The sequence below is a fragment of the Terrisporobacter othiniensis genome, assembly GCF_000808015.1.
GTDB classification, from domain to species: domain Bacteria; phylum Bacillota; class Clostridia; order Peptostreptococcales; family Peptostreptococcaceae; genus Terrisporobacter; species Terrisporobacter muris.
Window position 1 is genome coordinate 1 of the sequence record NZ_JWHR01000118.1, and the last position, 10,622, is coordinate 10,622.

Here is a 10,622-nt window from a genome sequence, read left to right on the forward strand (position 1 = left end):
ATTATAAATAATAAACTTTTTAGATGGGTGCTAGTCTTTGATTAGTATCCATCTTATTTAAGTCAATAATTAATAAAATAAACATAATAATATACTTCTCATCTCAACTTAATATAATTGAAACTTTATTCTTACATTAATGTTAATATAGCTTCTCAAATATTATTGCATCCAGTTATACCAATATCTCTTTTGTTACCTTTGCAAACTCAGTAAAACTATTCTAATGCTTTTTATCAACTTCTGGATCCATTTTATCTAGCATAGAAGACATTGTAATAACTTTATCTTTTGTAATATGTCTAAAATCTTCTATATTTAATTTTTTAGAACTTTTTCTTCTGTCCATAACTTTCTCATTTACCTATTTTATAATATATTATTATATCTCTCATTCAAGCCACCATCTAAAATATCCTAAAACCCATACAAACATCCACTTATATACTCAACTTTCAAGTTTGTAAATCTATTGCAGTACAATCCTCGAAATTCTCGTCCGACAGTACCCTTACTTGTACAAATTGGTGAGTGACTTAGCATCACCTTTCCTAGAAAATTCTTTATACTCGCATCAAGAACTACATCTCTGTTTCTAGTACAATTATTAAATACCTGGTATAAATTCTTTAATTTCTTTTAAGCCTCTATACAGTTTAGACCATGTATTATTATCCTTTAGAAATTGCTTACCTTTAGTAGTTATTTCTGCCGAAAATATAATACTTGGCAATCCATCAACTTTAGCATATTTTATTATTGCTAAATTATCTTCCTCCAAACTTAAAATTAGTCTACCATATAATTCTTTATTTAATTCATAATCTTCTTTTCGAGGAATAACAGTTTCTTCATCTTCAATTAATCTATCTTCGTTTAATTCTAATTCTTTTAAAAACTATATTTCAATTTATCTAATTTACTCATATTAATATCACCTCCTTTCATTTATAAATCATTATCTAACCCCATCCATTCATCAAGTACTTCCTCTTCTCCTCAACATCCAACACTCTATAACAACTCTCCCAGTCAACTTCCCCCACACAACTTTGATATCTCAAATCAAAAGGGTGCTTATCTGGTACAACATCAAGTTTTTCCTTAGCCTTTTCAATATCATTCAAAGCTATATCAATCCATACGTCCTCTAAAATATCTGGAATCTGCCCAAATAAACTATGTATACTTTCAAGTCTCTCAGAAAGCATATAATGCACTTTATCTTCAACAGAATCCTTGTATCTCATATTATAAATATAGACTTCATCATAAACTTGTCCTATTCTTTGAATACGACCTTTTCTCTGCTCTAGTCTAGTTGGATTCCAAGGTAAATCCAGATTTATAAGAGAGCCTAAAGTCTGCAAGTTAAGACCTTCACTGGCTGCATCAGTACCTACTAACACTTTTATTTCCTTACTCTTAACCATTTTCTTTATGTTTTCTTTACTACATCTTTCATATATACCATTAGTAAATACTCCCGATTTATCTCCTCCTGCATATATTCCTATTTTAACTTTACCTAGATCCTTTGATAAGCTTTCTGCAACCCAGTATGCTGAATCATAATATTGAGAAAATATAATACAGCCCCTTTTTAACCATTTTTCTTCCACAAGAAGTTTATAAACAAGATTATATTTAGGATCATTTCCGATATTTTCATCAAGCATATATACTAAGTTATTTAAGCAGTTGATTTCTTCTGGACTTAAGTTTTTAAATTCACTTAAAACTTCGCTATGTGATTCTAATTCTTCATCTTCGCTATCATCGTCTAGTATTCCATTGACATCAGCTAATAATTTTTTAGCAGTATTTTTCCCTGCAATCATCGTACTACCAAGTCTTTTTAATAGTAGAGTTTTAAAAAATCCCCCACCTTTTACTCTTTTTTGGAGAAGTTCACAAAATTGTTCTGCATAATTATAAGCTTCTTGTAGATAAACAGGTAATACTATAGCTTCTTTTTCATCTTCTCCAAATAGTTTTACTCTTACAGGTTTAAGATAAGGTTCATTAGTTTCTGGATTTATTGTATTTTCTAAGTAATCTCTAGTTCTTCTTACAATATGTCTCAAATAAGGATTGTAACTTTGTATATAGTCACCTTGAACAAGTCTTTCTAGTCTTCTTAAGTCTGGTCTTCTAAGTTTATCTCTATCATAATGCTTCATAATAAATTCATCATCTTTTAATTCAAGACGTCTTCTAATCATTTCAAAATTTCTATCTTCTGATGATGGTGGAAATGGATCTCTTACCCATTCAAAAATTTCACTATCCCTTGTTAGTGTTTCCTTACCCATAACTAGGTCTAATCCTTTATTAGGATAAGTTCTCCACTGACTTAGTACACTCCCTAATACACTATCATTTTTTTGAGCCAATATACTCATGAGATCATAAGCTTCTATAGGATATAACTGTACTGGTGTAGCTGTTGCTAGTAACATACTTTTTGTATTCTTAGATATTTGAAGTAAAAATTTCATAAGATTATTAGGATCAGGTTTTTGATCCATTTTATTTTGACCAAGATTTTTTCGTCTTGCTCTATGACATTCATCTACTATAATACATTCATATTCAATTTCTAGTAGTTTTTCTGTAATTGGAGAGTTTGATGTGATTAATCCCTGTGATATGATACCAACTCTTCTTGGACATTTTTTTATACATGATATATTTGATGATACATGCTTTATTCCATTTTCATCGATCCAGTCTTTGCCGTCCCATACTGCTGATGGCATATCTAATAGATTATTTATTTCTTCTTGCCATTGCCAAATTAGTGTTTTTGGTGCTATTACTAATACTGGCTTATTTCCGTATAGTGCCATAAGTTGTGCTGACAAAGCTAGCTGTATAGTCTTACCAAGTCCAACCATATCAGCTAATATGTATCTTGCACCATAGCTCTTTCTATGTTCATTAAATGCTAAGTTAACAAAGTATTTCTGATGATTCCAAAGACCTAGTTCTTTTCTATATACTGAAGATTCTACCACTACTTCAGCAGGATTATATTCTTTTTTCCAATCATCTATGTTTTCTATCTTTTCTCTAGAAGAAATCCTCTTTATATCTTCTATTACAAAGTCAGATAAAGGAACAGCATATTTGCTGTTCCATAAAGAGTTAAATTCTTCTTGTACCCACTTAATAGCTTCATCTGAGTCATCTTCCCATATCATTTCATAATTTATTTTAAAGGCAGAGTATGATTCATTTATACTTCCCATAAAAGATGTCTTACTATTATCTTTAAAAGTTATAATTCCTGCTTTTCCATGAATCAGTCCAAAAGCATCATTTGGCATTACTCTAACTTCTAACTTTCCACTCTTAAGAAGGTCATATAACTTTACTAATCTTTTAGGAATATTTTTATACTCTTCCTCAGGATTATTAGAACACCAATCTTTTCTCATGGCATTTTGAGCTGATATTGCAGTTTTTACATCTTCTATATTTAAATCCGAATTACAAATAACTCTTATCTTGCCCTCTATATTTTCTAGATCTTCTCCACTTAACTCTAATATGGAAGATCTAAAATACCCAGCTATTCTATCATAAGACTTAGCTTCTTTTAATTTTTTATTTAAGAAACTTTCATCTAGTTTTTCTTTTCTAGAAGAATATCTATTAATCATTTTTAACTCCCTTTATTCTAAACCCCATCATTTCTAACTAGCTCTACTAATATTTTTGCTGATTTAGCATCTTTTTCCCAATGTTTCATATTTTCAATATATTCTAATGTAGCTATGTAATCTAATATTTCAATTATTTTACTTCTTTCATTCCAATAATCATCTACTTCATTTCTCAGCCATGCTTTTCCCTTAGTTGCATCTTCTTCCTTAGTTGATTTATATAAAGCTACAAGCACATTTCTGAGTATGGAGTGACCAAACTTAGTATTATCATTTGTGTAATTCATGGCAAATTCGCTAGCAGTTTTTAATCTTGACTTATTAGCTTTAGTACTTGCCATCATATCTGAGTATTCATTTACTCCAAATCCTCTGCCTAACTCTTGATATGCACTTACTTTATATACATTGTTTTTCTCAGTGTCTAATCCTTTAATATAAAATCTTTCCTCTGGTAATAGAGTTTTCCATGTATATGAGTCAAATCCGTTTGGTGTTAAGTAGTCAAATGCTATTTTTACTGCATCATTAATAATGTTTACTATAGGTGATTCTCCATCAGATTTAGACAGTTCATATTGAACATCTATATCCTCTATATTTTTATATGATGTAAGAACTTTTAATGATGCTGCATACGCTGCAAGCAAGTAATCTGCATCTGTAAAGTTAGGGTCTTCCTTATCATCCAACTCCTTCATTGTATCTATTTGTAATTTAACTTCATCTTCTATTTCAGGATATAATTCATCTAAATATGCCGTATAGTCAGAATTTTGTTTTCTAAGAACTAGTATAACAGTTCCTTTTACATAATTTCCTCCTTCTTTAAGCCCACCAGATTCTGTTTCCGTTGCAATATTCCATGCTGCTGTAACTTGAAGACCCGATGCCCATAATATTAATGCTAATTCTGCCCATACTTTTACATCTTGATGAGTAAACATTACAACTTGCATTCCATTATCCTCTGTATTCTTAGCTAGATTTGAATAAACTTCTATCATGCTTTGATTAAAACTCTGACCTTTTCCTTGTACAGCCAACACTCTTTTGCTATCAGGATACCAGTCTGTAAATACATCTTCAAAAACTTTTTTATCCCAAGCTAAAAAAAACTCTGATAGTTCATGATAATTAACTGCATCTGCATAAGGTGGGTCAGTTATCCATATATCATGCATAATATTTATATCTCTAGCATCAATAGGTTTAATATATCCTACCTTATTTGTAAATTTATTATTATTAATATTATAAAACCAAGTACTTTTTAAACTAGATAATCCTCTTGCACCATAATTATATAATGTATTAATAGCTTGGTTATAAAAAAGCTGGGTAGTATTTTCTACACCAGATCCATTTATCCATCTGCTTAATTTACAATTCCAATCAGCACATTTATTTAATCCTAATATACCTATACAATATTCCTCTTTAGAGTTAGCAATTTCATGAATACTCTTATTAAATAGTGCATTAATTAAAAGTTGTCTTGGATTGAATAGATGGTTCCAATGAGTCCAACCTTTTTCGTAAATAGGTTGATTTGTATTCCAACCTGGTTCAATTTTAGAAGATGGTATATAACCATTATTTTGCCATTCAATAATATTATTTTTTACTATAGATTCTATCATTTCTTCTCTATCTAAGTCTTGTTTTGTTACCGAACTATAGTATTTTTTAGCTTCATGTTCATATCTTATGCAGTATAACCTTTCTCTAAAAATATCATTTTTATCATTTTTATAATCACTTTGTTTCCATTTTCTCAAAGAATTCGGAGTATTATATCGATAAGGCCTTTTGATTCCATCATTAATATCCTTTCTTATACTTGATATAGGTGTTTCTGATTTACAATTAGGACAAATTAATTTATTATCTGAAATAGTTGAATTTTTGATTGCTTGATTAAATTTTAAATCATCTACGTTTTCTAAAATATCAATATTAAAACTTTTTGTATGTATGTTTTTTTCTAGTGTTAATACTGTTTTACTACCTTTTCCTACAATAAAAGATGGAAACATAGGTACTATATATTCACATTCAGGACATTTTGCCTCAATACAGTATAAATAAGATATTCCTCTATCACCATTTTCATTATTTTCAATTCCCAACTCTTCTATCTGCTTATCAACTTTGTTATATACTTTTTTTTGAAATTCTTTTAATCTTTCAACTTCATTATCTGATTTACTAAGTATATTTAAATCTGCCCATGTTAATAAACATGCAATAGGATTCAAGTCAGACGCATATACCTCACATCCCATTCTTGCAGCCTCAAAAGGTATACTTCCTCCACCAGCAAAGCAATCTCCAACTGTAGGAGTATGTCCAAATTTCTTTTTACCTAATTCAGCAATCAATGCTTGTAAACTATTTGCATTAGTTCCCAAGTAATTATTTATATCATTCCATTCTTCTTTATTTATTACATTATCTAATTCTTCTGGTCTACAGCATAATGTTAATTTTTCATCATAAGATAATCTATTAAAACATATCTTCTGTAACTCTTGCTTATCTTTACTATTTATTCCTCTTATATATTTAGGAATACCTTTTTCATCTACTACAAAATATTTATTTTTTTCATTGTTATTTAATAATCTATATATATCTTTTGTTGATATAGATTTTATCTTTCTTTTATATAAACCTTCATCATCCATTGTTAATAATTTTAAATATATTTCTCTATCTTTTACTGGATTATCCGTAGCTGGTAATAATAAACCTAATATAGTAGCTCTAACTAATATAAGAGGCTTTCTTCCCCACCATTTACCTAGGCCAGTTAAAGTCTGACCTAGGTTTGCCTTTCTTTCTTTATAACTCTCCTTTGATATTTTTGATACAGGAAACTGTACCTCTATAAATGATTTATCCCCCATTGTTATTCTCCCTTTTTAGTCTTTACATTCCAAACCAGTCAACTTGATTTTTTTGTATATCTTCTACTGGATTTTCTGATAAAGCGTATTTTATAGCTCTTCTCCAACCTATTCTATCATAGGCTCCTCCTGTAGCTGCATTTGTCATAGTATATAGCCACCATCTTTCTGTTATATCAAGACCTAACCAATTTTTTATAGCAGTATCTATAACAGCAGTTTGGCAATCTTCTATAGCCCATACAAGTAAAAGAAGTTCTTTTCCTAATAACCTATCTACTGGATTATCTCCTGTTTTCCATTGAGCCTGTCTGTATACAGTTATATTATTTTCTTTTAATCTACTTTTGAACTCGTTTTCAAGTGCTTTACTTATCATATTCCATTTTTGTTTTGGAATATCTGCCTTTAATTTATCTTTCATAAGATTGATAACTTGTTTATCATCTTCATCTTGCCATATAAAACGTTCATATATTTTTACATTTTGATCTTTAGCTGTACTTCTAGGTATTTTCACTAAAAAGTGATGCTGATTTTCCTCTGGTATAAATCCAAATCCTATAGCCTTTCTTGTTTGTGACATTATTGTTCAATCTCCCCTTCTTTAAAATCTCCTAAGGTCATTTTTTTATCAGCTACCATATCCAAAAAACTTTGCCCACTTTCATAATATGATTGACGGTAGTCTAAAGTTATATCTACCTTGTTTCCATTTAATAAATTTCCTCTAATATTTTGTATTTCTGATTCTAATTTAGAGGCTTCTATCTTAGCTGATTTACCTATATTTATCTCTATCCATTTATCTGAATCTTCATCAGTACTCATATATGCCGATATATCTGAAATTTTAACATTGAATTTTTTAAGTCTATCTATCTCTTTATATACACCTGCTGTTTCATTTATTTTTACATTGCTTAAAAGTGTTAACGGTTCTTTTTTGTTTATTTCAATAGTTGCCCCTGCATCCTTATCTTTTTCTATTTTTATATTTAATTGATTTGATTCTATTCCATTCTTCTCTGCTATTGCTAATATATATGTGGTATTTTTAGGAATTGTAAACTCTTCATCATATATACCACCATGATCTTTTGGATTTGAACCATCTGTAGTATATTTTATGGTTGCCTCTGGAATAGCTTTTAATTCCATATATCTGTTATTGTCTTTTGTAAATTCTCTATATTTTAATTCTATTTTATTATTCCACTTATAAACGTCTCCTGTTTCATTTACACCAGAGCTATCTATACATAAGAAATTAAGTTTTAGTTCTTTTGTTTTAAAATTATCTAAATCTGTAATTTCCATAGATCCTGTTGTAGGTGTTGCATCTATATCATAGTAAACTTTATCACCATATCTATTTTTTATATTAAGTGTTACTTCTCCTGTATCAGGGTCTCTATAAGTTTCCTTTATAATCACTTGTGTTTTTTCTATAAATGGACCTTTTTGAATATATCCTCCATTTTCACGCCAAATATCTTTGTTAATCATGTCATTTTTTAATGAATCCAATGCAGAAGGTATATGCCATTGCCATACACCATTAGTTGCCGCACGCTCTTTTATATCTATAAATCTCATTTCTTTTTGAGTAAATATTCTATCTTCACACTTTTTCCTAAACATATCCCCACTAACATCTTTTTCAAATTTCTTTCTATCAGTAAGTACTTTTATAATTTGCTCTTCACCATCGTAGTTGTTTTCTTTAAACTCCATTAGGAAGTCAGCACTTATTAGACCTTTACTTGATGGGTAATAAATTTTACTGAAAGTTTCTCTTGATGCTTGTAATATACTAAGCTTTATTTTATCTAATTTATCTTGTGCCTGTTCATATTGAGGATTGTTTTTTGCCGTTCTTTCTTTATCCATATCACTTATTATCTTCTTCATTCCCCTAAATTCTTTTGATGACTGAAGTAATTTATCCATGGTATCTTTATTTCCAGATAAAAACATTACTCTATTTTTATATTTAGTATATTCATAAAAATCTTCTAAATCTTTACTTAAACCTTTCGTTTTTGAATTAGGTTCAAACAGTACTAAGGTTACTTTATCTTGTTCTAGCTTTATTTCATCTATTGCAGGAAATACTTTTACATACTGATAACAAGTGTTTTTAGTTGGTTTAAATTTATCTTCTAAAAATACTCGTAGTTCTTTTTTAGCAGCATCATTATCATAAGATTCTATTAATGTGTTAAGTTCAGCTATCATATTTTTAGTGTTTTGGAAATATAACTTTCCATTGTCAGTTGAGTTTATATACCAAGCTTTTAACGTAAAGTCTTGTAATGATTTTTTAATTCTTGTTATATCTTTCTCTGGTTCTGCCAAATAACCTATAATTTCTGATTCTGTTAATCCTAAGATTGCATGGGGCACATCAGCAAGAGATGCTACTAATATAAGCTTACTTAAATCACTCATATTAGTTTCATTCATTTCATTGTCTATCTCTTCTGCTATACCTTTTCCATTTGCTTGTATATCATGTGATATGGCATTCGTCAAAGATGATTTGATTTCTTTTATTTGTGCTAACATATTATTATCATTTAAGTCCATATCATAAGGATTGATAATATATTTACTGTCTGCTTTTTTATTTGTATAAATCTGAGATACTATTACTCTCATAAGTCTTATTAGACCTCTAGTCTGTTGAAATCCTGGATTTTCTCTAAATCTTGCATATAAGTCTTTTAATGATGGATGAAAAGGATATGAATCTTTAACCCCTATAAAGATTTGCTCTGGTGATGTATTTGTATATCCCATTTGTTTTGCTTCTGATACTGCATTTTTATATGCATTAGCTATATCTACTATATCTTCATCTGATGGAATTGTTTCGAATAGTCTTTTTCTAAGAATGTTATAAACATCATCTGAATTTGTTCCTACCGGCTCTATATTTAAAGCTGAACGACTAACTTCTCCTTCTAACTCCTTAAATGTTGATTGTAATTGTTCACTACCACTTTCATAAGTAGCTTTTAAATCTGAAATTACAACGCAAACATTAGATAATTCTTCTTTACCCAATGCATTAAATAAGTTAGCAAGAGCTGTTATTGTTACAACTGATAAGTTTGAATCTCCTATTGCTCTTGATTTTGCATTTACTAAATATGGTGGGATTTCGTCTAATAATATAAGTAATGGTTCTCCCTTTAATAAGTTAACCCATGCTGTTTGACCTGGTGCTTGAAGTGGTGAATAATAATCTCTTAGTTGATCTTTCTTTCCTAGTTGCTCTGCAATTGCTCCCCATATACCGAACTCTGCATCACTTTCTCTTCCTGTAAATCCAACTACTTTAACTTGTCCTAAGTAAGAGTCTTTAAACATATCTCCTAAAACTTTATCTCTTACTTGTGGGTACTTAGCCAATAATGCTAAGGAAATCATATTATGTGTTTTCCCTCCACCCATTGACTGAGTAAGTTTAATTAATCCTGATGAACTTTTACCATGGAATCTTTTAAATGCAGTTTCCACTAAAAGTTTCATTCCTTCTGTTACGAAGTTTTCGTTGAAAAATTCATTTGGATCTATTCTTCCTTGGATTAAATCCGTTATTTCTAAAACGTCATCTCTAGTATTGTCGTCAAATACACTTTCTCTCGGAGTGCATGCTTGACGCAAAGTTTTCATTTTTTATTTCCCCCTGATAAATATTTTATATTTCTCCCGTTACCTTTGATACAATCTCTAATCTTCTTTTTCCACATCTTTGCTTTAATACTTTTGTGTAATCACCATTTTTTATTATTCTTGAGTGATTATTTTCAAATATAGTCTTTATACTATTTATCATAGATATTTCATCAATCGCATTATCTAGGTATGTATCTATGACTCTGTTGATGGCTGTGGATATTTCAGTTTGATTTTTATAAAATCTTTTAACTTCCATATTTTCACCCCAATTTATATGTTTTTTGTATTTTATTTATACTTTAATTGTATACAAAAAAAGATACGTTAACAAATAAATTTTGAATACTTA

General features: G+C 29.4%; 6 protein-coding genes and 1 pseudogene. All 7 read right to left on the bottom strand.

The window, feature by feature from the left end; genetic code table 11:
* Positions 1 to 223: 223 nt before the first annotated feature.
* Positions 224 to 349 carry a hypothetical protein gene (locus QX51_RS21470; protein WP_278246233.1) on the bottom strand — a complete coding sequence of 42 codons (126 nt, stop codon included), beginning with the start codon at positions 347 to 349 and terminating at the stop codon, positions 224 to 226.
* Between the two features lie 258 nt (positions 350 to 607).
* Positions 608 to 883 (bottom strand): annotated as a pseudogene (locus QX51_RS20095) (YjcQ family protein); the annotation flags it as partial.
* Between the two features lie 79 nt (positions 884 to 962).
* Positions 963 to 3,668 carry a phospholipase D-like domain-containing anti-phage protein gene (locus QX51_RS14925; RefSeq protein WP_039680697.1) on the bottom strand — a complete coding sequence of 902 codons (2,706 nt, stop codon included), beginning with the start codon at positions 3,666 to 3,668 and terminating at the stop codon, positions 963 to 965.
* Between the two features lie 17 nt (positions 3,669 to 3,685).
* Complete coding sequence (locus QX51_RS14930; RefSeq protein ID WP_039680698.1) at positions 3,686 to 6,583, bottom strand: anti-phage-associated DUF1156 domain-containing protein; 2,898 nt, start codon at positions 6,581 to 6,583, stop codon at positions 3,686 to 3,688.
* A gap of 22 nt (positions 6,584 to 6,605) precedes the next feature.
* A complete protein-coding gene (locus QX51_RS14935; protein ID WP_039680699.1) occupies positions 6,606 to 7,169 on the bottom strand; it encodes a DUF3780 domain-containing protein in 564 nt (187 codons plus the stop codon).
* Entirely contained in the window at positions 7,169 to 10,267 is a 3,099-nt protein-coding gene (locus QX51_RS14940) for a DUF499 family protein (RefSeq protein ID WP_039680700.1), read from the bottom strand. Before QX51_RS14940 ends, QX51_RS14935 begins: the two co-directional genes overlap by 1 nt.
* A 25-nt stretch (positions 10,268 to 10,292) precedes the next feature.
* Positions 10,293 to 10,529 (bottom strand): TIGR04540 family protein, encoded by a 237-nt coding sequence (locus QX51_RS14945; RefSeq protein ID WP_039680701.1) that lies wholly within the window; start codon positions 10,527 to 10,529, stop codon positions 10,293 to 10,295.
* Positions 10,530 to 10,622: the final 93 nt, after the last annotated feature.